The organism is Roseivivax jejudonensis (assembly GCF_900172265.1).
Taxonomy (GTDB): domain Bacteria; phylum Pseudomonadota; class Alphaproteobacteria; order Rhodobacterales; family Rhodobacteraceae; genus Roseivivax; species Roseivivax jejudonensis.
The window spans coordinates 448,072-473,304 of sequence record NZ_FWFK01000003.1; the positions used below are offsets into that span (position 1 = coordinate 448,072).

A 25,233-nucleotide genomic window follows, 5' to 3' on the forward strand; every position below is an offset into this window, starting at 1 on the left:
CCGCGCGCAGGGCCTTGTCCAACGCGCGGGCTGTGACAATTTCGTTGATCTTCGACACGCGTCAGGAGGCGTGGCGTGCTGCGGCGCTCTGCCGTCGCCATGCGGCAAGCGCGGCGTTTTCCTCCCCCGTTTCGGGCGCGCCGGTCGATGGAGGCGGCAACGGCAAAGATACAGCATCGGACACCGCTGCCCGGTCTGCCTCAGCGGTCCTCCCGCCCCCCGGCTGATGCCCGACGAAGTGCGGTGCCGCGGCGAGCCTCGCGGCGATGTCGCGCTGGAACTCCTGCCCCTTGGCCTGGTGGCGCGCGCCGAAATAGAAGCTCACGATCGCGCCGAGGAGCCACCACAACGGGTCGGGGACGAGCGCGAGACCGGCCATCCGCCCGGCGAACCAGGCGGGATCGACCATCGCGGCGACGAACAGCGCCAGCGTGCCCAGCGCCATCGCCGGCCGAGGTACCCGGTTCAGGCCGTCGATCAGGCGGTCGAACGGGGATCGTCGGCGTTGGGCGAACTCCTGGGCGAATTGCGCCAGCGCCGCACGCTGCCGTGCGGCATCGCGCGCGGCGTCGGCTTCGGCGTTGACGCGGAACACCTCTGCGGTCTCGGCGATGGCGTTGCGGCCGCCACCGAACACCGCGCTCATCACGCGCTCGATCAATCCCATGCCGCCACCCGGGCGCGGAACGCCGCATCGCTCAGGTGATATCGCGGCGCGATGAACGTCTCTGCGCGCCGGATCCAGCCGCCCTTTCCGCCCGCACGGCTGCGTGCATACTTGCGCGACGCCGGCCGCCGATCTGCGAGCGCGAAATAGTAGTTGCGCCGCGCGATCCCGTAGGCGTCGCCCAGGTGATCCGGCGCCGCCGCCTGCGCCGCCGCGGCGGCACGGCGCGTCTCGGGACCGATCACGCCATCCACGGCCACCTGCCAGCCCATCTGCCCCAACAGCCGTTGAAGGATGGTCACGGCGTTGGCGCCCGCGTTGACGTACATGTCGAACACCGAGGCCTGCAGCGCGTGCGGCAGCGTGCCGATGCCGGGTCGCTCGAAGTAGTGGGTCAGGAAGATCGTTACCGCCTGCGCGCGGGTCAGGCGCTTCACGTCCGAAGGCGTGACTTGTCCGTCGCCATCGAGATCGAGCCCGAGGCGGGCCATCGTCCCGATGGTGACGCCGAAATTGGTCGCCCCGCCGGGATCGTCGGGGTCGTTGACATAGCCGCCCTCGCGGGAAACGATCTCCTCGGCGATGCGGCGCACCTCCGGTCCGGTTTCACTCATGTCCTGCGCCTCCAGCCAAACGTCGCCGTCTTTCTGGCCGCATCGCGGTCAACATTTCCCGAGCGCTGCGTGCGCCGCGTTGACGGCGCCGGCGCTCCCAGGCCCGAAGGATCGCCCATGACCGCAGAGGAGATCATTGCCCGGCTCGGGCTCGTGCCGCACCCCGAGGGCGGACATTACAGGCAGACCTGGGTGGCGGACGCGCCCGAAGATGCGCGGCCCGCGGGCACCTGCATCTATTTTCTGCTCGCCGCCGGCGAACGCAGCCACTGGCACCGTGTGGATGCCACGGAGATCTGGCACGTCTACGCCGGTGCGCCGCTCCTTCTGTCCGTCTCCGCGTCCGAGGCCGGGCCGCGCCGGGATCATCTCGTGGGCCCCGACCTCGAGGCCGGCGCCGCGCCGCAATGCATCGTGCCGACGCGTCACTGGCAATCGGCGCGCAGCACCGGCGACTGGACGCTCGCCGGGTGCACCGTATCGCCGGGCTTCAGGTTCGAAGGGTTCGAACTCGCGCCGGCCGGCTTCGATATCCCCGGCTGAGGCCGCGCCTCACCCCGGCATGATCCGGGCCATGGCGCTGTCGAAGGCGGTCCAACTCATGGTCGCGGCGTTGCCGGCATAGCCGTGGTAGTAGGATCGGCCCGACGGCAGCGGCAGGCCGGCCCAGATCCGGGCGAGGTTGCGCATGAAGGTCCGGCGCGAGATTTGCCCGGCCAAAGCGTCCGCCAACCCCGCCTCGGCAAGGAGCCGGTCCGCCAGCCGGTCCTGCAGCGCCGGCGAGAATCGCGCGTCGCCATCGATGTCGAGCGCGCGGATCAGACGGCGCAAGGTCGCGGGGATGAACTGGTAGCGTCCGATCGCGTGCGGCTGGCCCGGTGTCTGATCGATCCAATGATAGATGTCCGACACGCGCATCTGTGTGGGCGCGCGCGGTGGCTTGATCCGCGCGCCGTGCTGGACTGCGTCGTAGCCCATCCGCCCGGCCTCGGCGCGCCCGATCAGGTCGCGGATCCGCGCCGCGGTCGGCGCCCCGGGGCCAAGCGGCACGGCCGTGCGCGCACCGGCGCCCCGACCCGTTCCGACCGGCGCAAAGAGCCCCGCGGCCGCGCGGCCCGAAAACAGGCTCCCTGCCCCGGGCGCCGGCGCCGCGAGCGCGACATTCGTTGCCGACTCCGCGTCGGACTGCGGCACAAGCGCCGATCCCGCCCGCAGCAGCGGACCCCCGGCGGGGGAGAAGAGCCCCTCCGCCCGGCCCTGTGCTGCGCCCAGCAGGATCGCGAGGAGTACCGGCAGAACCGGAAGGCTGGAACGGAACATGAAGCGGCCCGGGGTCGGTTGGCGTCGCGCGAAGCCCTACCCCGGAGAGGTTCACAATCCGTTGCCGTGACTCAGTCGCGGAAGCGGCGCACGAACTCGACCAATTGCCGGGTCGATCCGTCCTTCTCGTCGGTGCCGGCCTCGCCCGTCACCATCGGCTCGAGCGCCTTGGCCAACTCCTTGCCGAGCTCGACGCCCCATTGATCGAAGGAATTGATATCGAGGATCGCGCCCTCCACGAACACGCGGTGTTCGTAGAGCGCGACGATCTTGCCCAGCACTTCGGGCGTGAGCTGCGGGTAGACCAGGGTCGTCGAAGGTCGGTCGCCCGGAAACACCCGGTGCCGCGCCTGCCGTTCGAGTTCGTCTCTTTCGAACCCCTGCCGCGCGCAGATCTCGCGCGCCTCCTCCAATGTCCGCCCCCGCATCAGCGCTTCGGACTGTGCGAGGCAATTGGCGATCAGAAGATCGTGGTGATGCGCCAGATCCGGCTCGTGCCCCTCGGCCGCCACCATGAACTCGCACGGCACGACGCGCGTGCCCTGGTGAATGAGCTGGTAGAACGCGTGCTGACCGTTGGTGCCGGGCTCGCCCCATACGATCGGCCCCGAATCCACCTGGAGCGGGCTGCCGTCCATCGCAACGCTCTTGCCGTTCGATTCCATCTCCAGCTGCTGCAGATAGGCCGGCAGCCGCGCGAGGCGGTTGTCGTAGGGCAGCACCGCACGCGTGGCGTGTCCGAGCACCTGATTGTTCCAGATCCCGACGAGCGCGAGCAGCACCGGCATGTTCTGATGCAACGGCGCGGCGGTGAAGTGGCGGTCCATCTCCTGGCCGCCGCGCAGGAAGGCGCGGAACGCCTCGGGTCCGATGGCGACCATCAGCGACAGCCCGATCGGACCCCACATCGAATAGCGCCCGCCGACCCAGTCGGCAAAGCCGAAGACGCGGTTCTCCGGGATACCCCACTCGGCCGCCTTCTCCTTGTTCGACGACAGCGCGACGAACCGGCCCTCGTGGCTCACGCGGCGATCGTCGAGCCATGCGCGCGCGGTGCGGGCATTGGTCATCGTCTCGATCGTCGTGAAGGTCTTCGAGGCAACGATGAACAGCGTCGTCTTCGGATCGAGCCCGCGCAGCGTGTCGGCGATATCCGCCCCGTCGACGTTCGACACGAAATGACAGCGCGGCCCGTCGGCGTAGGGCTTCAGTGCGAGATAAGCCATCGCCGGGCCGAGGTCCGAGCCGCCGATGCCGATGTTCACGACGTCCGTCACCTCGCCACGGCGAATCTCGCGGGCGAGATCCTCCATCCGCTCGAGGGTCTCGTGGACCTCGGGCATGACGTCCGCGTCGCCGACGACGACCGGCCCGCCATCGAGATTGCGCAGCGCCGTATGCAGCACGGCGCGCTCCTCGGTCGCGTTGATCGGCTTGCCGGTGAACATGGCGTCGCGATGGGTCTCGACGCCCGCGTCCTTGGCCAGCTGGACCAGAGCCGCGCGGCTCTGCTCGTCGAGCGCGGTCTTGGAATAGTCGAAGAGCATGCCCGCAGCGTTCAGGCTGAATTCCGCGGCGCGGTTGTCGTTGTCGAAGCGCTCGGCGATTGTCGTTCCGGCGCCGCTCGCAGCCAGCCGCTTCAACTCATCCCACATGGTCTTTCCTCCGATCCCCGTCTGCGCCGCCCCGGCGGCGATCCGCGCGCGCCCGGTGCTCGTTCCATCCGTTCCGCGGCTCAGGCCGCCCAGTGCACCTGCGCGCCGTCCAGTATCGCGTTGATCGGCGCGTCCTCGGCGGACTTGCCCCGCGCGCCCTCGAGCGCCGCCCGTTTCTCCTCGCCGAAGATAAGGACATGCTTCGACAGCGCGCCGCCAAGGACCGGCGCTGTCAGCGTCACCCGCGGCTCGTCGGCCCCGGGCGCCCGCACCGGCATGAGGATCGGCGCGTTTCGCGACAGCGCATCGCGCAGCGTATCGGCGCCGGGAAAGAGCGAGGCCGTATGCATGTCCGTGCCCATGCCCAGCAGAACGATCGACAGCGGGAGATTGGGCCGGATCGTCTCGGCAAGCTCTTCGAGCCGTTCCTCGGGTTCGCGGCAGGGCAGATACATCGGCAGCAGGCGCGCCGCCGCGGCCTTGCCGACAAGCAGGCGGTCCCGCAGCAGGCGCGTGTTCGATCGGTCGTGATCCTCCGGCACCCAGCGTTCGTCCGTCAGCATCACGTCCACGCGGTGCCAGTCGAGTTCCACGTCGCAGAGATCGTCGAAGACCGGGCCCGGCGACGTGCCCCCAGGCACCGCCATAGTCACCCGCTCGGCGCGCGCAAGCGCGCCGCGCAATTCGCCGGCGATGCGGTCGGCCAGCGCAATCACGAGCATCTCGCGGTCCGGGTAGCTGTTGAACTCGTAGGACATCGCGATCTCCTCAGGCCTTGATGTCGCGCCAGCGGCGCCCGTCGCGATGCATCAGCATCAGCGCGTCCTCCGGCCCGGACGATCCCGGGTCGTAGGGCTTCGGCACATCGCCGCGCGCCTCCCAGCTGTCGATCAACGGATCGGTCCACGCCCATGCGGCCTCGACCTCGTCGCCGCGCATGAACAATGTCTGGTTGCCGCGGATTACGTCCATCACCAAACGTTCGTAGGCGTCCGGCACCTCGCCGCCGTCCGGACCGAGCGCGTCCGCGAAACTCATGTCCAGCGGGACATCGAGAAGCCGCATCCCGCCCGGTCCCGGCTCCTTGATCGTGACGTCGAGCGTCATGCCTTCGTTCGGCTGCAGCCGGATCGCCAGCACGTTGCGATGGCGCCCCGCCTCGGCGCCGAAAATCGAGTGTGGCGCGTCCTTGAACACAACCGCGATCTCCGAGGCGCGCGCCCGCAACATCTTGCCCGTGCGCAGGTAGAACGGCGTCCCGGCCCACCGCCAGTTCGAGATATGCGCCTTGAGCGCGACGAAGCTTTCGGTGCGCGACCGCTCGTTTTCCACGTGCGCCCGGTAGCCCGGCTGCTTCTCGTCCGCACCATACTGGCCCCGCACGATGTGGTGCGGCTCAACCGGATCGAGCGCGCGGATCACCTTGAGCTTCTCGTCGCGCACCGCGTCCGGTTCGAACTGCGCCGGTGGCTCCATCGCGATCAGGCACAGAAGCTGCATCAGGTGGTTCTGCACCATGTCCCGCATCGCGCCGGAATGGTCGTAGTAACCGCCGCGCCCGCCGACGCCAACCGTTTCGGCCACGGTGATCTGGATGTGATCGACGAACTGAGCGTTCCAGAGCGGCTCGAACAGGACGTTGCCGAAGCGCACGGCCATCAGGTTCTGGACCGTCTCCTTCCCGAGATAGTGGTCGATCCGGTAGATCTGCGTCTCGTCGAAGTACTGGGCGAGCTCGCGATTGAGCGCGCGGGCGCTCTCGAGATCGTTGCCGAAGGGTTTTTCCACCACGATCCGGCTCGTCTCCGTGGCGAGCCCGAACGTGCGCAGCCGCTCTGCGAGATCGCCGAAAAGCGACGGCCCGACAGAGAAGTAGAACGCGCGCACGCAATCGTCGCGCAGCTTGTCCTCCAGCTCCGACCAGCCGGCTTCGCCCTTGGCGTCGACGGACTGGTAGGCGACGCGCTCTAGAAACGCATCGAGATCGCCGGGATCGGGCGTGCCGTTGCCCCCGAACTCGACGATCGCCTCGCGCACCATCTCGCGGAACGCGGCGTCGTCCATGTCGGACCGGGCCGCCCCGATGACCTGAGCGTCGGCAGGCATCTGGCCCGCCCGGAACCGGCGGAAAAGGCCCGGCAGGATCTTGCGCCGCGCCAGATCGCCGGTGCCGCCGAAGATCACGAGGTCGAAGCTGTCGACCGGGATGACACGCGATACCATGAGAGCCTCCGGATCCTGTTCCGCACTGTGCTTTCGCGAGGGTCCAAAACCACCGGATCTGACCGGCGCTGTTATCGCTAACGGCACCCTCGCCGCGGCGAATACCGCGGCTCCGCGCGAAAGTCTAACATTCGTCGCCGTGCCGGCAATGGCGCGACCCGATTGCAACGCCGTCCGCGCCTGTCGCCTCGGCAGCGGCCCGCATGCACCGCAAACGGCGCTTGCCGTCGCGCCTGCCCCGTGCGAGGCCACTTGTCGACCCATCGGAGCCTTCCATGCCCCCGCGCAAGATCATCATCGACACCGATCCCGGTCAGGACGACGCGGTCGCTATCCTGCTCGCTCTCGCCTCCCCGGCCGAGATCGAGGTGCTCGGCATCACGGCGGTGGCCGGCAACGTCCCGCTCGAACTGACTGCGCGCAACGCCCGCATCGTCTGCGAACTCGCCGGGCGCCCGGACATCCCGGTCCATGCCGGCTGCGACCGGCCGCTCGCCCGGCCCCTCGTCACGGCCGAGCATGTTCACGGACGATCCGGGCTCGACGGTCCGGACCTGCCCGATCCGACGATGCCGCTGCAGGACACGCACGCCGTCGATTTCATCATCGACACGCTCCGCGCCGAACCCGAGGGCAGCGTCACCCTCTGCCCGCTCGGCCCGCTCACCAACGTGGCCACCGCGCTCGCCCGCGCGCCGGACATCGCCCCCCGCATCGCCGAAATCGTGCTGATGGGCGGCGCGTATTTCGAGGTGGGCAACATCACCCCCACGGCGGAGTTCAACATCTACGTCGATCCCGAGGCGGCAGCGCAGGTCTTCGCCGCCGGCGTGCCGATCACGGTCATGCCGCTCGACGTCACCCACAAGGCATTGGTCACCCGTCCGCGGAACGACGCCTTCCGGACGCTCGGCACGGCGGTCGGTCACGCCGTCGCCGAGATGACCGATTTCTTCGAGCGCTTCGACCGCGAGAAATACGGATCGCTGGGCGCCCCGCTCCACGATCCCTGCGTCACCGCCTACCTGGTCGCGCCCGACATCTTCACCGGGCGCCACATCAACGTCGAGATCGAGACGATGTCCGACCTGACGCTCGGCATGACCGTCGCGGACTGGTGGCGCGTGACCGAGCGCGCGCCGAACGCGACCTTCATGGGCGATCTCGACGCGGACCGGTTCTTCGCGCTTCTGACCGAACGGCTCGGCCGCCTGCCGCTGACGGAGAGCGTCGCATGAAATCCCTTCACCTCGCCGGCCCCGACGACGCGCCGAAGCTCCTGCCTCTTGTGGCCGCCTTCCACGACGAGCAGGGCTACGGCACCGACGCCGCGCACCAGGAGGCGGCGGTCGCCCCGCTGCTCGAGGGATCGCCGCACGGCGCGGTCTGGCTCGTCGGCCCCCGCAAGGCGCCGGTCGGCTACATCGTCATCACCTTCGGCTGGTCGGTCGAATTCGGCGGTCTCGATGCGATCGTCGACGAGATCTACATCCGGGCGGCCGTGCGCGGCCGCGGCATGGGCTCGGACGCGCTCGAGGGGATCGCAAAGGCGCTGCGCGACGCGGGCGTGCGCGCCCTGCACCTGGAGGCGAGCCGGGAGGATTCGCGGCTCGCCGCGTTCTACGAGCGGGCGCGCTTCCGCCCGCGCGCCGGCTACATGTTCATGTCGCGCGTGCTCGGCTGACGGGACCAAGTGCGGCGCTCCCGATCCGCGCGCCTCACGACATCGAGGCGACGACGATCACCATGATCACCGAATAGAGCATGATGCCGCCGCCGATCATCCAGATCGGATAGCTGCGCCCGATGCTCGCCTTGGCGAGTTCCCGCGCCTGGTAGATCAGGTCCGGCCACGTGTAGCTGACGAAGTCGCCCTGCGTGAACACGACCTGGATCCTGCCCTCGGCATCCACCACCGGCAGGCGGCGGAAGCGCTCGTTCGACATGATCCGCAGCCAGTCGACCACGTCGTCGGTCTCGCGCGCGACGCGCGGCTCGCGCGTCATCACCTCGCCGAGCGTCACCTCGCCTGCGCTGCGCCCGGGGCCGACAATCTTGCGCATCACGTCGCGCTCGGTGACCACGCCGATCACCTTCTCGCTCTCGTCGACCACGATGACCGAGCCGTAATTCTTCTCGTTCATCGCGGTGACGGCCTCGTGCACCGTCGCGCTTTCGCGAAAGGTCAGCGGGCGCGGCTTCGACTTGTACTCGGGGCGGTCCTTCAGCGCCATGCCGATGCGGTCCGTGGCTGTCATGCGGGGATCTCCTGCGTCGTGGGGCCTTCCCGTCATGTTAGCGCGATCCCGGCGGAGGCAATGGCGCCCCTGCGGGTGGCGGGGCGGCGCGGCGATGCCTATCTTCCGGCCATGACGCTCTCGATCCCGTTCGACAACAGCTACGCCGCCCTGCCCGACGCGCTCTATTCCCGGCTCGACCCGACGCCGGTCGCGCGCCCCGAACTCATGGCCTGGAACGCGCCCCTCGGCGACGCGCTCGGCATCGCGCGCGCCGACGACGCGACCCTGGCGCGCGTCTTCTCGGGCAGCGAGGTGCCGCGCGGCGCGGCGCCCCTGGCCCAGATCTACGCCGGCCACCAGTTCGGCCAGTTCAATCCGCAACTCGGCGACGGCCGCGCGCTTCTATTGGGCGAGGTGATCGACCGGACCGGCCGGCGCCGCGACATCCAGCTCAAGGGCTCCGGCCCGACGCCCTACTCGCGCATGGGTGACGGCCGCGCGTGGCTCGGGCCCGTCCTGCGCGAATACCTGGTGTCCGAAGCAATGCACGCCATGGGCGTGCCCACGACGCGCGCTCTGGCCGCGGTCCGCACCGGCGAGACCGTGCTGCGCGAGGCGCCGCTGCCCGGCGCGGTCCTGACACGCGTCGCATCGAGCCATATCCGCGTCGGGACCTTCCAGATCTTCGCCGCCCGCCGTGACGCCACCGCCCTCGAGGCGCTCTACGCCCACACCGTGGAGCGCCACTATCCCGACGCCACGGATCCCGGCGACCTGCTCGACCGCGTCATCGCACGGCAGGCCGCACTCGTCGCGCAATGGATGAGCGTCGGCTTCATCCACGGCGTGATGAACACCGACAACACCACGCTCTCGGGCGAGACGATCGATTACGGGCCCTGTGCCTTCCTCGACGCCTACCACCCCGACACGGTGTTCTCCTCGATCGACCGCTTCGGACGCTACGGCTACGCCAACCAGGCCGACGTGATCGTGTGGAACATGGCGCAACTCGCCACGGCCCTGCTGCCGCTGATGCCCGATCCCGAGGCCGCGGTGGAGCCCTTCACCCGCCAGGTCCACGCGATGCCCGACCGCATCCGCGCCGAATGGGAGCGGCGCTTCGCCGCCAAGATCGGCATCGCCGAGCCGCTAGCGGGCGACGCCGCGCTGGTGACCGACCTGCTGACGCGCATGCAGGCGAACCAGGCCGACTTCACCACCACCTTCCGCGGCCTGCTGACCGGAACCGCGCGCGACGCCTTCACCGACCGGTCGGCCTTCGACGACTGGGCGACAGGGTGGCGCGCCCGCCTCGCCGACGAGGACGCGCCCGAGGACCTGATGGCGCGGTCTAACCCCGCGTTCATCCCGCGCAACCATCGCATCGAGGAGGCGATCACGGCCGCCGTCGCCGGCGACGACGCGCCGTTCCACCGCCTGCGCGAAGTGCTCGCGCGCCCGTATGAGGATCAGCCCGAGGCCGCCGATCTCGCCCGCACGCCGCTCCCGGAGGAGCGCGTGGCCGCCACCTTCTGCGGCACGTGAGCGTCCTGCCCCACCCGGGGCCGCGCGTCGTGCCACCGGTGCGCGCCCGCCCCGCCCTTCATCTTGCCGCAAACCCCGGGGAGCGCGAGGGGCTGGCCCCTCGCTCCGGCCGCGCCGCGACCGCGCCGCCGGGACAATCGACCGCACCGACCCGCACCAGCCCGAGCGCGCGCCCATGACCCCGATCTTCGCCTACGACATCGACGCCGACGGCGGTCCCACGCGTGTCGACGACCTCTCGGCGCCGGTCTCCGGCGCCTATCGCTGGATCCACGCCGATTTCACCCATGCCGGCACCGGGGAGTGGCTCTTCGCCCACCTGCCGGAGCGCGCGGCCGAGATCCTGTCGCAACCCGAGACGCGGCCCCGGGCGCTGGCGCATGCCGGCGGGCTGATCGTGATCCTGCGCGGGCTCAATCTCGATCCCGCCGCCGACGATCCCGAGGACATGGTCGCGCTGCGGCTCTGGGTGGCGCCGGGACTGGTGGTCAGCGTGCGCCGGCGCCTGGTGCGCGCGGCGCAGGATCTCGGCGATGCGGCGGCGGCGGGCCGCGCGCCGGCGAGCCCGCAGATGCTGCTGGTCGCGCTCGCCACGCATTTCACCGACCGCATCGAGCGCCACGGCGTCGCGCTTGAAGACCGCGTGGACGATCTCGAGGACACGCTCTTCGCGGACGACCGGCACCCCGACCGCAAGGCGCTGCCGGAATCCCGCACCGCGTCGATTCGCCTGCACCGCTTCCTCTCGCCGCAGGCGGCGGCGCTCGGCGCGTTGACCGATCCCCGCCTTCCGGTGATCGACGACGAGGCGCGCGAGGATCTGTCCGAACTGGCCGATCGCGCCCAGCGCGCCGTCGAGGAGGTGAGCGCGGTCCGCGACCGGCTCGGCGCGCTGACCGAGCACGTGGACATGCGCCAGACCGCGCGGCTGTCGCGCAACTCCTACGCGCTTTCGATCGTCGCCGCGATCTTTCTGCCGATGAGCTTCCTGACCGGGCTTTTCGGGGTGAACGTGGCCGGCATGCCGGGCACCGGTACGCCCGCGGCGTTCGCGCTCCTGACGCTGGCGAGCCTCGGGCTCGGGGCGCTGGTCTACCTCGTCTTGCGCGCGATGCGGCTGTTCTGAGGCTCGCGCGTCCGCGCACGATGTGCAAGTCTGGCGCCGGGCCAGACCTCAACCGCGGTCCGGGACCGGACCCGATCACCCAGGAGGACGACACCAATGGGCATGATGAAGACCCTCGCCAAGGTCGCGATCGGATACGCCGCGGCGCGCGGCGTCGACCGGATGAGCCGCGGTCAGGGGCTCGCCGGGCTGTTCGGCGGCGGCGCGCAGGTCAAGGGTGACCACCCGATGACCAAGGCCGGCAGCCAGATGAGCGCGGCGATGCAGGGCGGCGCCACCCAGGCGACGCAACCGATGCAGGCGATGCTCGACAAGATGCGCGCCTCGGGCTTCGATCTCTCGGCGATGATGGGGGGCGGCGCGGCGGCGGCCGGCGCGGGCCAGCCCAGGCCCGGCAGCGGGCTGCTCTCCTCGATGCCCGCGGGCGGAACCGGCGTTTCGGGCATGCTCGCGGCCGCCGGCGGCGCCGCGGCGATGGGCGGCCAGGGCGTCGGCGCGCTTCTCGACCAATTCAACACCGAGACGACCGCGCCCGAGCTTGAAAAGAGCGCCGGTCTCATGCTCCGCGCGATGATTCAGGCGGCCAAGGCCGACGGCGAGATCGACGCAGACGAGAAAGCCAAGATTCTCGAACTGGTCGGCGACGATGCGACACCCGAGGACATCGCGTTCGTGAAGGCCGAACTGGCCGCGCCGATCGACGTGGAGGGCCTCGCCGCCGAGGTGCCGCCGGCACAGCGCATGCCGATCTATTCCGCCTCGCTGATGACGATCCGCGTCGATACCGATGCCGAAGCCCAGTATCTCGACCGGCTCGCGAAGGCGCTCGACCTCGACGAGCCGACGGTCAACGCGCTCCACGTCCAGCAGGGCCTGCAGCCGCTCTATGCCTGACGCGACCCGGCGGCGGTCCGGCGCCCTTGTGGCCCGGCCCGCCGCCCCCGGCGCCGCGCGGTCGCCGACCGCCTCCCGGAGACCGCCCAGCCAATGTCCGACGCCATGACCGACACGATCGCCAAACGCTGCGCCGAACGCGGGCTGCGCATGACCGGGCAGCGCCGGGTCGTCGCCCGCGTGCTCGACGAGGCGGTCGACCATCCCGATGTCGAGGAGCTTCACGCTCGTGCCGCGCGTCATGATCCCGGCATCTCGCTCGCCACGGTCTATCGCACGGTCAAGCTGTTCGAGGAGGCCGGCATCCTCGAACGGGTCGATTTCGGCGATGGCCGTGCGCGCTACGAGGATGCGGAACGCGACCATCACGACCACCTGATCGACGTGACCACCGGCCGCGTGATCGAGTTCTGCGACCCCGAGATCGAGGCGCTGCAGGAACGTATCGCCGAGCGGCTGGGCTACCGGCTCGAGGGTCATCGGATGGAGCTCTACGGCACGCCGCTCAAGAAGCGCGGCTGACCGGCGGGCCCACGTCCAAGGCGTCGAGGACACTGGCCTTTCCCCGTGGCGAAGCGTAATCGGCGCGCATGGACAACGTGCGCGGCATCACTCTCATGGTCCTCGCGATGGCCGGCTTCGCCATCGAGGACGCCTTCATCAAGGCCGCGGCGGACACCCTGCCGATCGGGCAGATCCTGCTGACCATCGGGATCGTCGGCGGCGGCGCCTTCGCCCTCTTCGTCCGCGCGCGCGGCACGCGGCTTCTCACCCGAACGCTCCTGCATCCGGCCGTGATCGCCCGCAACGTGGCCGAGATCATCGGCACCATCGGCTTTGTCACCGCCATCACCAAGATCCCGCTCGCCACCGCGTCGGCGATCGCGCAGTCGATGCCACTCGTGATCACCGCCGGCGCCGCGCTGCTGTTCGCCGAGCCGGTGGGCTGGCGGCGCTGGTGCGCGATTCTCGTCGGTCTTGCCGGGGTGCTCGTCATCATCCGCCCCGGCACGGCCGGCTTCGATCCCGATGCGCTCTGGGCGGTGCTGGCCGTATTCGGGCTCGCCGCACGCGATCTCGCCGCGCGCGCCGTGCCGGCCACGGTCGGGCACATGCCGCTTGCCGCCTACGGGGCGCTGATGCTGATCCCGACGGGCCTGATCCTGATCGCCGCGGGCGACTCGCCGGTTCCGTTCGGCCTGCGCGAGGCCGGACTGCTCCTCGGTGCGTCGGTGGTCGGTGTCGGCGCCTATTACGCGATCACGTCCGCGTCGCGGACCGGCGCCGTCGCGGTTGTCACGCCGTTCCGCTACAGCCGGATCCTGTTCGCGCTGTTTCTCGGCGCGGCGCTCTTCGGCGAGTGGCCGGACACCGTGACGCTGATCGGCGCGGCCATCATCGTCGCATCGGGGCTCTACACCCTCCTGCGCGAGCGTCGGCTGGCCCGGGCCGCGCGGGCGGCCGCGGCCGTCGGCTAGCCGCGCGTTGTCCTGACGCTGCCCCTGCGCTAAGCGGGAGGGAACGCGACAAGCTCCCGAGGGACCCCATGAGCATGATCATCGACATCTTCGCCCGCGAGATCCTCGATTCCCGCGGCAATCCGACCGTCGAGGTCGACGTGACGCTGGAAGACGGCTCGATGGGCCGCGCCGCGGTCCCGTCGGGCGCCTCCACCGGCGCCTACGAGGCGGTGGAACGCCGGGACGGCGACACGGACCGCTACAAGGGCAAGGGCGTGCAGGAGGCCGTGGCGGCCGTGAACGGCGAGATTGCCGAGGAGATCGTCGGCCTCGACGCGACCGACCAGGTCGCCATCGACACCGCGATGATCGAGCTCGACGGCACCGACAACAAGGGTCGGCTCGGCGCCAACGCCATTCTCGGCGTGTCGCTGGCCACCGCCAAGGCGGCGGCGGAGTTCTGCACCCAGCCGCTCTTCCGCTATGTCGGCGGCACCTCGGCGCGCGTCCTGCCGGTGCCGATGATGAACATCATCAACGGCGGCGAACACGCCGACAACCCGATCGACATCCAGGAATTCATGATCATGCCGGTGGCCGCGACCTCGATCCGAGAGGCTGTGCGCATGGGCTCCGAGGTGTTCCACACCCTCAAGAAGGAGCTGTCGGCGGCCGGCATGTCCACCGGCCTCGGCGACGAAGGCGGTTTCGCGCCCGAGCTCAAGGGCACGCGCGATGCGCTCGACTTCATCCTGAAGTCCATCGAGAAGGCCGGATATGCGCCGGGCAAGGACATCTACCTCGCGCTCGACGCCGCCTCGACCGAGTATTTCGAGAACGGCAAGTACGAGATGAAGGGCGAGGGCCTGTCGCTCACCCCCGAGGAAAACGTCGACTACCTCGCCAAGCTTTGCGACGACTACCCCATCATCTCGATCGAGGACGGCTGCGGCGAGGACGACTGGGAGGGCTGGAAGCTCCTGACCGACCGGCTCGGGGACCGGGTGCAGCTCGTGGGCGACGATCTCTTCGTGACCAACCCGACGCGCCTTGCCATGGGCATCGAAAAGGGCTGCGCGAACTCGATGCTGGTGAAGGTCAACCAGATCGGCACGCTGACCGAGACGCTGAAGGCTGTGGACATGGCCCACCGCGCGCGCATGACCAACGTCATGTCCCACCGCTCGGGCGAGACCGAGGACGCCACCATCGCCGACCTCGCCGTGGCCACCAATTGCGGACAGATCAAGACCGGCTCGCTCGCCCGCTCCGACCGGCTGGCGAAATACAACCAGCTCATCCGCATCGAGGAAGTGCTGGGCGAAAGCGCCGAATACGCCGGACGCGCGATCCTGCGCGGCTGACCGCGCGGCGCGATCGAGCAACGGCAGGGGCGGCGCGCGGTGCGGCGCGGCGTCCCTTTCGCCGCGCGTCTGCCTCGACTATCTTTGGGTAACAGTCGAAGGAACGGGCCCGATGGCGCTCAGCACGCTCAAGAAGAAACGCCGAATTCAGGTGATCGCGCTCGCAGCCGTCGCGCTCGTAATCTCGACCGCACTCATCGGCTACGCGATGCGCGACGGCATCAACTTCTTCCGCTCACCGAGCCAGGTCGCGGAAGAACCACCCTCCCCCGACGAAGTCTTCCGCATCGGCGGGCTCGTGGAAGAAGGCTCGCTGATCCGGGGATCGGGCGAGACGATCGCCTTCCGCGTCACCGATGGCGGCGCCTCCGTCGACGTCGTCTACACTGGCGTGCTGCCCGATCTCTTCGAAGAGAACCAGGGCATGGTGGGCACCGGCCGCTTCATCGACGGCCGCTTCGAGGCGACCGAGATTCTTGCCAAGCATGACGAGACCTACATGCCGAAAGAGGTCGTCGACGCGCTCAAGGAGCAGGGCGTCTACCAGGAGTCGGCGCCGGGAAGCTGACCCTACGCGGGATTGCCCGTCACTCGATCCGGGCGGCAGCGACGGCCTCCGGCGCCAATGCACCGCACAGCGAGACCTCGCGCACCGCGTCGCGGCCCCGCCCCGCGCCGTGCCGCTGCCGGTTCACGCGAAACGCGTCCAGCCCCGAAACGACCGGCACGAACAGCCACGCGCCGCGCCGCGCGTGCGCGCCGCCCTGCCGGAAGTTGCCGGAGTTGATCGGGCTCAGCGCGAAGCGGTCCGGCGCCGCGGCCAGAAGCCGCGCCGTGTCGAACCAGAGAACCAAGGCATCGAGATCGCGCGCGAGGCTGCGCCCGAAGGCCCGCATCGCGCGTTCCGGCCAGAAGAACACGCGGGCGTCCAGCAGCTCGGCCCAGCTGGCGGCGTCGTGCCCGTCGACGATCCTGTCGGCCGCCGCGCGGCCATGCAGGATCGGCAGTTGATGGTTCAGGGTCGCCGCGTGCGCGGGGCCACGGAGCGCGCGACGCTCCGAACGCAGGATGATATCGCGCGGATCGACGCCGCAGGCCCGGGCCAGCGTCGCCGCGGGCAGCAGCCCGTGGCGCACGATGCCCGGCACGTTGGCCTGCGCGGTCACGTGCGCGAGCCGCGGCCCCAAATGACGCAGAAGCGCCGGCTCGATCACGCCGTCAGGGATAGCACGGCGCCAGCATCAGGCCGGCGGTCTCGTCCTCGCCCAGCATCAGGTTGGCGTTCTGCACCGCCTGCCCCGACGAGCCTTTCGTCAGGTTGTCGAGCGCGGCGGTGACGATGGCGCGATTGCCGACACGATCGCCACTCACGCCGATATGACAGAAGTTCGAACCGCGCACGTGATGCGTGGAGGGCGACTCGCCCATCGGCAGCACGGTCAGGAACGGCTCCTCGGCATAGGCCTCGGACAGCGTGTGGTGCACCGCCTCGGGATCGCCGGACACGTAGACGGTGGCGAGGATCCCGCGGTTCATCGGCATGAGATGCGGCGTGAACTGCACCCGCACGTCGCGGCCCGCGAGCTTCGAGAATTCCTGGTCGAACTCGCCCAGGTGCCGGTGCGTGCCGCCCAGCGCGTAGGCATGCGTGCCCTCCGAAAGCTCGGCGTGCAGCAGGTTCTCCTTGAGCGCGCGTCCGGCACCGGAGACGCCGCACTTGAGGTCGAGCACGATATCGTCGAGCCCGATCACGCCGCCGGCGATCAGCGGACGCAGCGCGAATTGCCCGGTGGCAGCGTTGCAGCCCGTCCCGGCGACGAGCCGCGCCGCGGCGATCTCGGCCCGGTAGAACTCCGTCAGTCCGTAGACGGCCTCGTCCTGCAGATCGGGCGCCGCGTGGTCGTTGCCATACCAGCGGGCATAGGCCGCGGGATCTTCCAGCCGGAAGTCGGCGGAGAGATCGACGATCCGCAGGTGCTGCGGCAGGCGCGCGATCACCTGCTGGCTGGTCTTGTGCGGCAGCGCGCAGAAGCACAGGTCGATGTCGTCGAAAGCGATGTCCTCCCACGTCACGAGATCGGGCAGATCGAGGTGACGCAGGTGCGGGAAGACCGACGCCATCGCCTGCCCCGCCTTCGAATTGGCCGCCAGCGCGGCGACCTCGAACCCCGGATGCGTGGCGATCAGGCGGATCAGTTCCGCGCCGGTGTAGCCCGACGCGCCGATGATGGCGATGCGGTGTGTCATGTCGCGGGTCTCCTTGACGCGTGCGTGGCGCAGATCGGCCCCCTGCGCAAGACCCCGGCCGCCGGAGCGAGGGGCCGGCCCCTCGCGCTCCCCGGAGTATTTCGGCCAAGAAGAAGGGGCGGGTGAAAGACGGGGGCGCGGCGGTCAGGCGGGCTCGAACCGGATCTCGCGGCGCAGGAACCGCGTGGCCTGGCTCGAGACCTTGCGCGGATCGCCCGTGGTGAGAAAGCGCGCCGCGCCTCCGCCGGCGCGGCCGGGGTGCCGCGAGAGGTAGTCGGCGAGACTTTCGGCGACGATCTGGGCCTGGCTGAAGACCGTGACATCGGGACCGAGCGCGTCCTGGAAGACCTCCTCGAGCAGCGGGTAATGGGTGCAGCCCAGCATCGCCGCCTGCGGATGCGGCATCTTGCGGGTGAGCGCGTCCACGTGGCTGCGCACCAGCGCCTCGGCGAGGATCATGTCGCCCTCCTCGATCGCGTCGACAAGGCCGCCGCAGGCCTGCGCCTCGACGTCGACGCCGACGGCGCGGAAGCTCAGTTCGCGCTGAAAGGCGCGCGAGCGTACCGTCGCGGGGGTCGCGAAAAGCGCGACGCAGTTGACCGCGACCTCGCGCGGCGGGGAATTGTCGCCCCAGCGACGCTCGGTCAGCGCCTCGATCAGCGGCACGAAGACACCGAGCACGCGCTTGTCGGCGGGGATCCACGTTTCCTGCATCCGGCGCAGGGCCGCGGCGCTGGCGGTGTTGCAGGCCAGGATCACGAGATTGCAGCCCTCCTGCCAGAGGCGCGACACGCCGGCCGTGGTCAGCGCGTAGATGTCATCGGCCTCGCGCACGCCATAGGGCGCGTGCGCGTTGTCGCCGAGATAGACGAAGGGGACGTCCGGCAGACGCCGAGTCACCGCGTCGAGGACCGTGAGTCCGCCCAGCCCCGAATCGAAGATGCCTACCGCCATTGTTCCCGTCTCCCGCGCGCCGGACCGACGCGGCGCCTAGTCCTTGATGGTCGCCGCGCGCTTCTTGACCTCGAACTCGAACCCGGTGTCGAGCGATGCGAGCGGCGTTGGCGACAAGCCGTAGGTCGAGACGCGGAGAAACTCCATCAATTCCCGCGCGTCGCGGGCGCGCGGGCCGATCTCCTCGGGCGGGATCGGCCGGCCGATGACGAGGCGCACCGGTTTGTCCACCCGGCGGCCGAACTCGCGGATGAGCAAGCCCATGCGGAGCGTGTAATGCAGATGGCTGGCGAGCTGGAACAGGCGCGAATTGTGGCCGTCGAAGTAGATCGGCACCACCGTCGCGCCGGATTTCGCGATCATGCGCGCGGTGAAGCTGCGCCAGCCGGGATCCATCGGGCGGCGGAAGGGCCGGGCCGCGGTCGAGACAGTGCCGCCGGGAAAGATGCCGATCGCGCCCCCCGCCCCGAGATAGCGCAGCGCCTCCTTGCGGGTCTCGAGATTCTGCTCGATCGCCTCGCGGGTCTCGTCGAAGTTGATCGGCAGGATGACCTTGTCGAGATCCTCGGCCTTGCGGAAGACGCGATGCGCGAGGATGCGGAAATCGCCGCGCGTCACCGACAGCAGGTGCCCCAGAATCAGCCCGTCGAGGATGCCGTAGGGATGGTTGGCGACGACGACGAGTGGCCCCTCTGCCGGGATGTCGGTCAGCGCACCGGCGACCACGTCGAGCCGCAGACCGTAGCGTTCGACCATGACCTCCCAGAAATCGCGGCCCTGCGCGACCTCGCGCTCGTAGCCGCGCGCGCGGCGGATGAGCCCCATGCGTCCGGTGGCGTTCTCCATCAGCCGAATGATGGCGCGGCCGCCCCGCGTCTGGGCGGAGTAGGAATACGAGATGTCCCGGGCGACCTGACGGGTGTCGGTCATCGGGGCGGGCCTCCCTCTGGCGCGTCGCGGTTCCGCCTGAATGCAACAGGGGTGTGACGGTTGAGTAAACACGGCCGCGCGCTGCGCGCAGCTGGAGATCCGTCCATACAGAGGATCGGCCGGAGCGGTCCAGTCGCCCCCGCGGGCCTCGTGACGATGTGATCGATGCGCCACGGCCGCGGCGCACAGGGTGCGCCGCGGTCCGGGATCACTCGGCCGCGCGGGCCAGCTCGCCGCCGCCGGTGCGCAGGCTGGCGAGGATCTCCTCGCGGCGCTTCTCGGCCGTCGCGGCGTTCGCGGCCTTTACCGGGCCGAAGCCGCGGATCGAAAGCGGCAGTTCGGCCAAGGCCACGAGCGCCTCGCGCGTGCCGGGTCCGTCCTGCGGCAGCCAAGCGTCCATGTCGGCCTCGTACTGCCTGATGAGCGCCCGCTCCATCCGGCGCTCCTCACTCCGCCCGAATGGATCGAGGGGCGTGCCCCGGAGCCATTTCAGCCGCGCGAGAAGACCGAAGCCGCGCAGGATCCCCTCGCCGAAGCGGCGTTTCTTCGGGCGTCCGTCGGGATCCGTGCCCGACAGGACCGGCGGCGCGAGGTGGAATGTCATCCGCGGGCTGCCGTCGAAGGTTTCCGCGACCTTGCGCCGGGTCTCCAGATGCAGCCGCGCGACCTCGTATTCGTCCTTGTAGGTCAGGAGCTTGTGGTAGCCCAGCGCCACCGCTTCGCGCAGCCGCTCGTCTTCGATGCGCTCGAGCCGGGCGCGGTAGCGCCGGGCCAGCCGGCGCCCCTGGTACTGGGTGAGATGAGCCGCGCGCGCCTCGATCCGCTCTGCGAGCGTCTTCGGCTTATCGACCACGTTCGGCGTCATGAGGCGCGCGGCCTCGTCGGGATGCAGCACCGCCCAGCGACCGATGGCGAAGGCCCGCGCGTTGCGCTCGACCGCCGCGCCGTTCAGCGCGATCGCCTGCATCAGCGCGTCGTGCGGCAGCGGCACGAGGCCGCGCTGCCATGCCGCGCCCAGCAGCATGATGTTGGAGAAGATCGAATCGCCCATCGTCACGCGCGCCAGTGCCGAGGCATCGAAGAGGTCGAGACGATCGCGCATCCGACGCTCCAGCGCCAGCCGCAGCCGGTCGCCCGGCAGGGCGAACTCGGGGTCGCGGGTGAAGGCGCCGGTCGGCGTTTCGTGGCTGTTGACCACCGCGCCGGTGCGCCCGGTGGCGCAGAGACCCAGCGTCTTCGCACCGGCGCTGACCACGAGGTCGCCGCCGATCAGCGCATCGGCCTCGCCGGTGGCGACACGCACCGCGCTGATGTCGTCCGGCGCCTGCGCCAGCCGCAGATGGATATGCACGGCGCCGCCCTTCTGCGCGAGGCCGGCCATCTCCATCATGCCAGCGCCCATGCCGGCGATCTGTGCCGCCTGCGCCATCACCGCACCCACGGTGACCACGCCGGTGCCACCAACGCCGGTGACGATCACGTTCCAGGTCTTGTCGATGGCCGGGATCTCGGGGGCCGGCAGGTCCGGCAGGTCCAAGTCCGTCGTCGCGCCCGACTTGGGCTGCGCCCCCTCGAGGGTCACGAACGAGGGGCAGAACCCGTTGAGGCAGGAAAAATCCTTGTTGCAGGCGGACTGGTCGATCTCGCGCTTGCGGCCGAACTCGGTCTCCTTCGGCGCGATCGCGACGCAGTTCGACTGCACGCCGCAATCCCCGCAGCCCTCGCAGACATCGCTGTTGATGAAGACCCGCGTATCCGGATCGGGAAACGCACCGCGCTTGCGCCGCCGGCGCTTCTCGGCCGCGCAGGTCTGGACGTAGATGATCGCGGTCACGCCCGAGACCTCGCGCAGCGTCTTCTGGACGGCGTCCATCTCGGCGCGGGGGTGCCAGCCGACGGATTTCGGGAAGTCCGCGCGCTCGGGCTCCTCCTTCTCGTCGTACACGACCTCGATGCGGGCCACGCCCATCGCCTCGAGCTCGCGCGCGATCTGGTCGGGTGTCAGCCCGCCCTCGTTCTTTTGCCCGCCGGTCATGGCGACGGCGTCGTTGTAGAGGATCTTGTACGTGATGTTCGTGCCGGCCGCGAGAGCCGCGCGGATCGCCTGCACGCCCGAATGGTTGTATGTTCCGTCGCCGAGGTTCTGGAACACGTGCGGCGTGGTGGAGAACGGCGCCTCGCCGATCCAGTTCGCGCCCTCGCCGCCCATGTGCGTGAAGCCGGTGGTGTTCCGGTCCATCCACTGCACCATGTAGTGGCAGCCGATCCCGGCATAGGCGCGCGAGCCTTCTGGCACCTTGGTGGAGGTGTTGTGCGGGCAGCCCGCGCAGTAATAGGGCAGCCGCGCGGCGATCTCTTCCGCGTTGTCGGAGCGGCGCGCCTCGGCCAGAGTGGTGAGGCCGGCCTTGATCGCGTCGGTGCCGCGACCCTCCTCGATCAGGATGTCGCCGAGCTTCTCGGCGATCCAGACCGGATCGAGCGCGCCGCGCGTCGGAAACAGTTCCTCGCGGTGCATGCCGCCCGCGCCGCCCTTGTACCAGCCGTAGACGCGGCGGCCGCGGCGGTCGTCGAACAGCGCCTCCTTGACCTGGACCTCGATCAACTTGCGTTTTTCCTCGACGATGACGATCAGGTCGAGCCCTTCGGCCCAGTCGTGAAACCCCTGCATGTCGAGCGGGAAGGTCTGTCCAACCTTGTAGGTGGTCAGGCCGAGCCGAACCGCCTCATCCTCGTCGATCCCGAGAAGCGACAGCGCGTGCGTCAGGTCGAGCCAGTTCTTGCCCGCGGCAACGAAGCCGATCTGCGCGCCCGGCCGGCCCCACACCCGACGATCCATGCCGTTGGCGTGGCTGAATGCCTCGGCCGCGTAGCGCTTGTAGTCGATCATGCGCGCTTCCTGCGCGTGCGGCGTGTCTCCGAGCCGGATGTTGAGCCCGCCGTCGGGCATGTCGAAGTGCGACGGATCCCCGAGGTGCATGCGGTCGGGGCGGCCATCGACCACGGCGGTCGCCTCGACGGTGTCCTTCATCGTCTTCAGCCCGACCCAGAGCCCCGAGTAGCGCGACAGCGCATAGCCGTAGATACCGTAGTCGAGAATCTCCTGCACACCGGCCGGGCTGACGATCGGCATGTACGCATCGACCAGCGCCCATTCGGACTGGTGCAGCACGGTCGACGACTCGCCGGTATGATCGTCGCCCATCGCCATCAGCACGCCGCCGTGGCGCGAGGTTCCCGCCATGTTGGCGTGCCGGATGACGTCGCCCGAGCGATCGACGCCCGGCCCCTTGCCGTACCAGAGCCCGAACACGCCATCGTGGCGCCCCTCGCCGCGCAATTCGGCCTGCTGCGAGCCCCAGAGCTGTGTCGCCGCCAGATCCTCGTTCAATCCGCCGTGGAACAGGACGTTCGCGGCCTCGAGCCATTTTGCCGCACGCGCCATCTGAAGGTCGACCGCCCCGAGCGGAGAGCCGCGGTAGCCGGTCACGTATCCGGCTGTGTCGAGCCCGGCCGCGGCGTCTCGCGCGCGCTGCATGAGCATCAGCCGCACCAGCGCCTGCGTGCCGTTCAGCAGGACATGGTCCTTGCCGATATCGAACCGATCGTTCAGGGAAATCGTCTGCGTGGTCATCTCGCGCCTCCCGTCGCTCAATGATCGTGCTATGCCCCGAATCTAGGTCAAAATAGCTGACCCTGACAGGAATTTTTGCTGGTCTCGCTGCGCTGCGGCATAGATCTTTTCCAAAGTGTTCATAATTTCGGGTAGTGCTGCTCGGAATGATCGAAAGTTGATCCGATGGATTGGGACAAGCTCAGAATCTTTCATGCTGTGGCCGATGCCGGCTCGCTCACCCATGCCGGCGATGCACTCCACCTGTCGCAATCGGCGGTCTCCCGCCAGATCCGCGCCCTCGAGGAGAGCCTGAACACCACCCTGTTCCACCGCCATGCCCGCGGACTGATTCTCACCGAACAGGGTGAGCTGCTGTTCGATGCGACCTCGGCGATGGTGAAACGCATCGACGCGGCCACCGCGCGCATCCACGACAGCGAGGAGGAGGTCTTCGGCGAGTTGCGCGTGACGACCACGACCGGGTTCGGTTCGCTCTGGCTGGCCCCCCGCCTGCAGAAGCTCTACGACAAGCATCCCGAGCTCAACATCGACCTGATGCTGGAGGAGCGCGTCCTCGATCTGCCAATGCGCGAAGCCGACGTGGCGATCCGTATGAAGGAGCCGAGCCAGGCCGATCTCATCCGCAAGCGCCTGATGTCGGTGCGCATGCGCCTCTACGCGGCGCCGGGCTACCTCGACCGGTTCGGAACGCCGCACACCCTCGATGAACTGGCCACGCACCGGCTGATCTGCCAGAACCCGCGCTCGGCACAGGTCACCGCGGGCCTGCAGCTGGTGCAGACGCTGCTCACCCACGACATCCACGGCACGCTGACGGTCAACAACTACTTCGGCGTGTTGCAGGCGGTGATCTCGAATCTCGGGATCGGCGTACTACCCGACTACATCATCGAGGATTTCCCGTCGGTCGTGCGGGTCCTGCCCGAGATCGAGAGCAACGAGGTCCCGGTCTTCCTCGCCTACCCGGAAGAGTTGCGCCAGTCCAAGCGCATCGCCGCGTTCCGCGACTTCGTCCAGGAAGAGATCGTGGCCCACCGCACCAGCCGAAAGCTCATGGGCGCGGAGTGATCCGGGTGTGACTTGCACGATACGCATATCGGCAATGTCACCACGCCGCGGCGCTTTGACTTGCTCGACTCGGAAGCGATGCCTAATTGTGCTCTTGAACGATGGGGCGCTCATCGGCGCGTCATCTTCATACCTCCCTGTTGGACTACGGCCGAGCTTTGTGCTCGGCCTTTTTTTTGGCGCCGCTGGCGCCGCGTCCCGGGCCACGCCATGAGGCGGGTGCGCCGGCTCCTCGCACTCTGTCTCGCGGTGCCGGCGCTTGTCGCCTGTGCGTTGCATATAGCCCATTCCGGCGATCCCGGTCTGCCGCCCGCGCAAGATGGCGCGATCCGCGTCGCCACCCACAACGTCCACTACATCTGGGGGCGCCGGGCCACCGGACGGTGGTCGGTCGGCGACTGGGAGGCGCGCGCGCCCGCACTCGACGCCGCGCTGAAGGCGACCGGCGCGGATCTCGTCGCCTTTCAGGAGATGGAAACCTTCGAGGGCGGCAACAGCGATGCGCGCAACCTCGCGCGCAGCCACCTGCTGGACGCCAATCCCGGCTACGCCGCCGCTGCCATCGGCCCGTGGCGGCGCTTTCCCTCGACCCAGCCGATCTTCTACCGCCCCGACCGTCTCGAGCTGCGCGACCAGGGCTGGTTCTTCTTCTCCGACATGCCCGACACGATCTACTCGCGCACCTTCGACGGCTCCTACCCGGCCTTCGCCTCGTGGGCCGAGTTCGTCGATCCCGCCGGCCGCGCCTTTCGCGTCGTCAACGTGCATTTCGACGCCGGCAGCGGAGAGAACCGCCTGAAATCCGCGAGACTGGTGGCCCGACGCATCGCTCCCTGGATCGACGACGGACAGCCCGTGCTGCTGATGGGCGACCTGAACGCGCGCGCCGGGGCGCCGACGCTCGACATCCTTGCCGAGGCCGGGCTCGACTTCGCCCCGATCGACGGCGCCACCTTTCACTTCGATCTCGGGATCAATCTCTTCGGCGCGATCGACCATATCGCCGCCAGCGACCGCTTCGAAAGGGTCACCGATCCCGTCGTCCTGCGCCGCCGCTTCGCCGGCGACTGGCCCTCCGACCACTATCCCGTGGTCGCCGACTACCGCCTGCGCGCCACCCCCTGACGCACCAGGCCCGCCCGGTGTCCGGCCGCATCGCGCAGCGGGACCGACCGGCGCGACGCCCAGAGCCCCGTCGCCGCCCTCGGCGCGCCACGCCTCCAGGCCCCGCGCATCCCGACCCCACAGCTTCTTCTTGGCCGAAATACTCCGGGGAGCGCGAGGGGCTG

Annotated in this window: 24 protein-coding genes; 12 read left to right on the forward strand and 12 right to left on the reverse strand. The window is 69.4% G+C overall.

Annotated elements, in window-relative coordinates:
* Nucleotides 1-61: 61 nt before the first annotated feature.
* Together ROJ8625_RS09990 and ROJ8625_RS09995 are read right to left on the reverse strand one after the other, a co-directional pair.
* On the reverse strand, nt 62-667 hold the full coding sequence (locus ROJ8625_RS09990) for a holin family protein (protein ID WP_200813303.1): 606 nt from the start codon (nt 665-667) through the stop codon (nt 62-64).
* Nucleotides 658-1,281, reverse strand: a complete 624-nt coding sequence (locus tag ROJ8625_RS09995; RefSeq protein ID WP_085791733.1) for a holin-associated N-acetylmuramidase — start codon at nt 1,279-1,281, stop codon at nt 658-660. The genes ROJ8625_RS09990 and ROJ8625_RS09995 overlap by 10 nt, the downstream gene beginning before the upstream one ends.
* Nucleotides 1,282-1,398: 117 nt before the next feature.
* Between ROJ8625_RS09995 and ROJ8625_RS10000 the strand changes: the two genes are divergently transcribed.
* A complete protein-coding gene (locus ROJ8625_RS10000; RefSeq protein WP_085791734.1) occupies nt 1,399-1,824 on the forward strand; it encodes a cupin domain-containing protein in 426 nt (141 codons plus the stop codon).
* A gap of 9 nt (nt 1,825-1,833) precedes the next feature.
* On the opposite strand, the gene ROJ8625_RS10005 is transcribed toward ROJ8625_RS10000, so the two are convergent.
* The 4 genes from ROJ8625_RS10005 to zwf all read right to left on the reverse strand — a co-directional run bounded on the left by ROJ8625_RS10005 (nt 1,834) and on the right by zwf (nt 6,479).
* On the reverse strand, nt 1,834-2,601 hold the full coding sequence (locus tag ROJ8625_RS10005; protein WP_085791735.1) for a lysozyme family protein: 768 nt from the start codon (nt 2,599-2,601) through the stop codon (nt 1,834-1,836).
* Between the two features lie 71 nt (nt 2,602-2,672).
* Nucleotides 2,673-4,256, reverse strand: coding sequence for a glucose-6-phosphate isomerase (gene pgi / locus ROJ8625_RS10010; RefSeq protein ID WP_085791736.1), 1,584 nt, complete (start codon nt 4,254-4,256; stop codon nt 2,673-2,675).
* Nucleotides 4,257-4,336: 80 nt separating this feature from the next.
* Nucleotides 4,337-5,014 carry a 6-phosphogluconolactonase gene (gene pgl, locus ROJ8625_RS10015; RefSeq protein ID WP_085791737.1) on the reverse strand — a complete coding sequence of 226 codons (678 nt, stop codon included), beginning with the start codon at nt 5,012-5,014 and terminating at the stop codon, nt 4,337-4,339.
* Between the two features lie 10 nt (nt 5,015-5,024).
* Nucleotides 5,025-6,479 carry a glucose-6-phosphate dehydrogenase gene (zwf, locus tag ROJ8625_RS10020; protein ID WP_085791738.1) on the reverse strand — a complete coding sequence of 485 codons (1,455 nt, stop codon included), beginning with the start codon at nt 6,477-6,479 and terminating at the stop codon, nt 5,025-5,027.
* A gap of 275 nt (nt 6,480-6,754) precedes the next feature.
* Here zwf and ROJ8625_RS10025 point away from each other — a divergent pair, with 275 nt between their 5' ends.
* The gene (locus ROJ8625_RS10025; protein ID WP_085791739.1) at nt 6,755-7,717 is read left to right on the forward strand and encodes a nucleoside hydrolase; all 963 of its coding nucleotides are present in this window, start codon (nt 6,755-6,757) and stop codon (nt 7,715-7,717) included.
* Nucleotides 7,714-8,163: a GNAT family N-acetyltransferase gene (locus ROJ8625_RS10030; protein WP_085791740.1), complete on the forward strand. Its 450-nt coding sequence runs from the start codon at nt 7,714-7,716 to the stop codon at nt 8,161-8,163. The genes ROJ8625_RS10025 and ROJ8625_RS10030 overlap by 4 nt, the downstream gene beginning before the upstream one ends.
* Nucleotides 8,164-8,197: 34 nt before the next feature.
* Here the strand turns inward: ROJ8625_RS10030 and ROJ8625_RS10035 are convergent, their stop codons facing one another.
* Nucleotides 8,198-8,737: a CBS domain-containing protein gene (locus ROJ8625_RS10035; protein WP_085791741.1), complete on the reverse strand. Its 540-nt coding sequence runs from the start codon at nt 8,735-8,737 to the stop codon at nt 8,198-8,200.
* Between the two features lie 111 nt (nt 8,738-8,848).
* Here ROJ8625_RS10035 and ROJ8625_RS10040 point away from each other — a divergent pair, with 111 nt between their 5' ends.
* The 7 genes from ROJ8625_RS10040 (at nt 8,849) to ccmE (ending at nt 15,679) form a co-directional block, all read left to right on the forward strand.
* The gene (locus tag ROJ8625_RS10040) at nt 8,849-10,267 is read left to right on the forward strand and encodes a protein adenylyltransferase SelO (protein WP_085791914.1); all 1,419 of its coding nucleotides are present in this window, start codon (nt 8,849-8,851) and stop codon (nt 10,265-10,267) included.
* Nucleotides 10,268-10,442: 175 nt separating this feature from the next.
* Entirely contained in the window at nt 10,443-11,393 is a 951-nt protein-coding gene (locus ROJ8625_RS10045) for a CorA family divalent cation transporter (RefSeq protein ID WP_159456748.1), read from the forward strand.
* Between the two features lie 96 nt (nt 11,394-11,489).
* Complete coding sequence (locus ROJ8625_RS10050; RefSeq protein ID WP_085791743.1) at nt 11,490-12,287, forward strand: DUF533 domain-containing protein; 798 nt, start codon at nt 11,490-11,492, stop codon at nt 12,285-12,287.
* 105 nt (nt 12,288-12,392) lie between these two features.
* Entirely contained in the window at nt 12,393-12,809 is a 417-nt protein-coding gene (locus ROJ8625_RS10055; RefSeq protein WP_085791915.1) for a Fur family transcriptional regulator, read from the forward strand.
* 68 nt (nt 12,810-12,877) lie between these two features.
* A complete protein-coding gene (locus ROJ8625_RS10060) occupies nt 12,878-13,765 on the forward strand; it encodes a DMT family transporter (protein WP_085791744.1) in 888 nt (295 codons plus the stop codon).
* Nucleotides 13,766-13,833: 68 nt separating this feature from the next.
* Nucleotides 13,834-15,111: a phosphopyruvate hydratase gene (gene eno / locus ROJ8625_RS10065; protein WP_085791745.1), complete on the forward strand. Its 1,278-nt coding sequence runs from the start codon at nt 13,834-13,836 to the stop codon at nt 15,109-15,111.
* 112 nt (nt 15,112-15,223) lie between these two features.
* Nucleotides 15,224-15,679, forward strand: coding sequence for a cytochrome c maturation protein CcmE (ccmE, locus tag ROJ8625_RS10070; protein WP_085791746.1), 456 nt, complete (start codon nt 15,224-15,226; stop codon nt 15,677-15,679).
* A gap of 19 nt (nt 15,680-15,698) precedes the next feature.
* Here the strand turns inward: ccmE and ROJ8625_RS10075 are convergent, their stop codons facing one another.
* The 5 genes from ROJ8625_RS10075 to ROJ8625_RS10095 form a co-directional block, all read right to left on the reverse strand.
* On the reverse strand, nt 15,699-16,325 hold the full coding sequence (locus ROJ8625_RS10075) for a DUF7002 family protein (RefSeq protein ID WP_085791747.1): 627 nt from the start codon (nt 16,323-16,325) through the stop codon (nt 15,699-15,701).
* A gap of 4 nt (nt 16,326-16,329) precedes the next feature.
* Nucleotides 16,330-17,358, reverse strand: coding sequence for an N-acetyl-gamma-glutamyl-phosphate reductase (gene argC / locus ROJ8625_RS10080; protein ID WP_085791748.1), 1,029 nt, complete (start codon nt 17,356-17,358; stop codon nt 16,330-16,332).
* Between the two features lie 144 nt (nt 17,359-17,502).
* A complete protein-coding gene (locus tag ROJ8625_RS10085; protein WP_085791749.1) occupies nt 17,503-18,312 on the reverse strand; it encodes a glutamate racemase in 810 nt (269 codons plus the stop codon).
* Between the two features lie 36 nt (nt 18,313-18,348).
* Nucleotides 18,349-19,242: a lysophospholipid acyltransferase family protein gene (locus tag ROJ8625_RS10090; RefSeq protein ID WP_085791750.1), complete on the reverse strand. Its 894-nt coding sequence runs from the start codon at nt 19,240-19,242 to the stop codon at nt 18,349-18,351.
* A gap of 208 nt (nt 19,243-19,450) precedes the next feature.
* A complete protein-coding gene (locus ROJ8625_RS10095; protein ID WP_085791751.1) occupies nt 19,451-22,873 on the reverse strand; it encodes an indolepyruvate ferredoxin oxidoreductase family protein in 3,423 nt (1,140 codons plus the stop codon).
* A gap of 165 nt (nt 22,874-23,038) precedes the next feature.
* Here ROJ8625_RS10095 and ROJ8625_RS10100 point away from each other — a divergent pair, with 165 nt between their 5' ends.
* Both ROJ8625_RS10100 and ROJ8625_RS10105 read left to right on the forward strand, forming a co-directional pair.
* On the forward strand, nt 23,039-23,944 hold the full coding sequence (locus ROJ8625_RS10100; RefSeq protein WP_085791752.1) for a LysR family transcriptional regulator: 906 nt from the start codon (nt 23,039-23,041) through the stop codon (nt 23,942-23,944).
* 210 nt (nt 23,945-24,154) lie between these two features.
* The gene (locus tag ROJ8625_RS10105) at nt 24,155-25,069 is read left to right on the forward strand and encodes an endonuclease/exonuclease/phosphatase family protein (RefSeq protein ID WP_085791753.1); all 915 of its coding nucleotides are present in this window, start codon (nt 24,155-24,157) and stop codon (nt 25,067-25,069) included.
* Nucleotides 25,070-25,233 lie beyond the last annotated feature (164 nt).

Bases quoted from the DNA above. Each gene is read 5' to 3' on its own strand.
- pgl (WP_085791737.1), bottom strand. From the start codon at position 5,014: ATGTCCTACGAGTTCAACAGCTACCCGGACCGCGAGATGCTCGTGATT.
- ROJ8625_RS09995 (WP_085791733.1), bottom strand. From the start codon at position 1,281: ATGAGTGAAACCGGACCGGAGGTGCGCCGCATCGCCGAGGAGATCGTT.
- argC (WP_085791748.1), bottom strand. From the start codon at position 17,358: ATGACACACCGCATCGCCATCATCGGCGCGTCGGGCTACACCGGCGCG.
- ROJ8625_RS10055 (WP_085791915.1), top strand. From the start codon at position 12,393: ATGACCGACACGATCGCCAAACGCTGCGCCGAACGCGGGCTGCGCATG.
- ROJ8625_RS10100 (WP_085791752.1), top strand. From the start codon at position 23,039: ATGGATTGGGACAAGCTCAGAATCTTTCATGCTGTGGCCGATGCCGGC.
- ROJ8625_RS09990 (WP_200813303.1), bottom strand. From the start codon at position 667: ATGGGATTGATCGAGCGCGTGATGAGCGCGGTGTTCGGTGGCGGCCGC.
- ROJ8625_RS10035 (WP_085791741.1), bottom strand. From the start codon at position 8,737: ATGACAGCCACGGACCGCATCGGCATGGCGCTGAAGGACCGCCCCGAG.
- pgi (WP_085791736.1), bottom strand. From the start codon at position 4,256: ATGTGGGATGAGTTGAAGCGGCTGGCTGCGAGCGGCGCCGGAACGACA.
- zwf (WP_085791738.1), bottom strand. From the start codon at position 6,479: ATGGTATCGCGTGTCATCCCGGTCGACAGCTTCGACCTCGTGATCTTC.
- ROJ8625_RS10040 (WP_085791914.1), top strand. From the start codon at position 8,849: ATGACGCTCTCGATCCCGTTCGACAACAGCTACGCCGCCCTGCCCGAC.
- ROJ8625_RS10090 (WP_085791750.1), bottom strand. From the start codon at position 19,242: ATGACCGACACCCGTCAGGTCGCCCGGGACATCTCGTATTCCTACTCC.
- ROJ8625_RS10000 (WP_085791734.1), top strand. From the start codon at position 1,399: ATGACCGCAGAGGAGATCATTGCCCGGCTCGGGCTCGTGCCGCACCCC.
- ROJ8625_RS10050 (WP_085791743.1), top strand. From the start codon at position 11,490: ATGGGCATGATGAAGACCCTCGCCAAGGTCGCGATCGGATACGCCGCG.
- ROJ8625_RS10060 (WP_085791744.1), top strand. From the start codon at position 12,878: ATGGACAACGTGCGCGGCATCACTCTCATGGTCCTCGCGATGGCCGGC.
- ROJ8625_RS10095 (WP_085791751.1), bottom strand. From the start codon at position 22,873: ATGACCACGCAGACGATTTCCCTGAACGATCGGTTCGATATCGGCAAG.
- ROJ8625_RS10005 (WP_085791735.1), bottom strand. From the start codon at position 2,601: ATGTTCCGTTCCAGCCTTCCGGTTCTGCCGGTACTCCTCGCGATCCTG.
- ROJ8625_RS10030 (WP_085791740.1), top strand. From the start codon at position 7,714: ATGAAATCCCTTCACCTCGCCGGCCCCGACGACGCGCCGAAGCTCCTG.
- ROJ8625_RS10085 (WP_085791749.1), bottom strand. From the start codon at position 18,312: ATGGCGGTAGGCATCTTCGATTCGGGGCTGGGCGGACTCACGGTCCTC.
- ROJ8625_RS10045 (WP_159456748.1), top strand. From the start codon at position 10,443: ATGACCCCGATCTTCGCCTACGACATCGACGCCGACGGCGGTCCCACG.
- ccmE (WP_085791746.1), top strand. From the start codon at position 15,224: ATGGCGCTCAGCACGCTCAAGAAGAAACGCCGAATTCAGGTGATCGCG.
- eno (WP_085791745.1), top strand. From the start codon at position 13,834: ATGAGCATGATCATCGACATCTTCGCCCGCGAGATCCTCGATTCCCGC.
- ROJ8625_RS10025 (WP_085791739.1), top strand. From the start codon at position 6,755: ATGCCCCCGCGCAAGATCATCATCGACACCGATCCCGGTCAGGACGAC.
- ROJ8625_RS10105 (WP_085791753.1), top strand. From the start codon at position 24,155: ATGAGGCGGGTGCGCCGGCTCCTCGCACTCTGTCTCGCGGTGCCGGCG.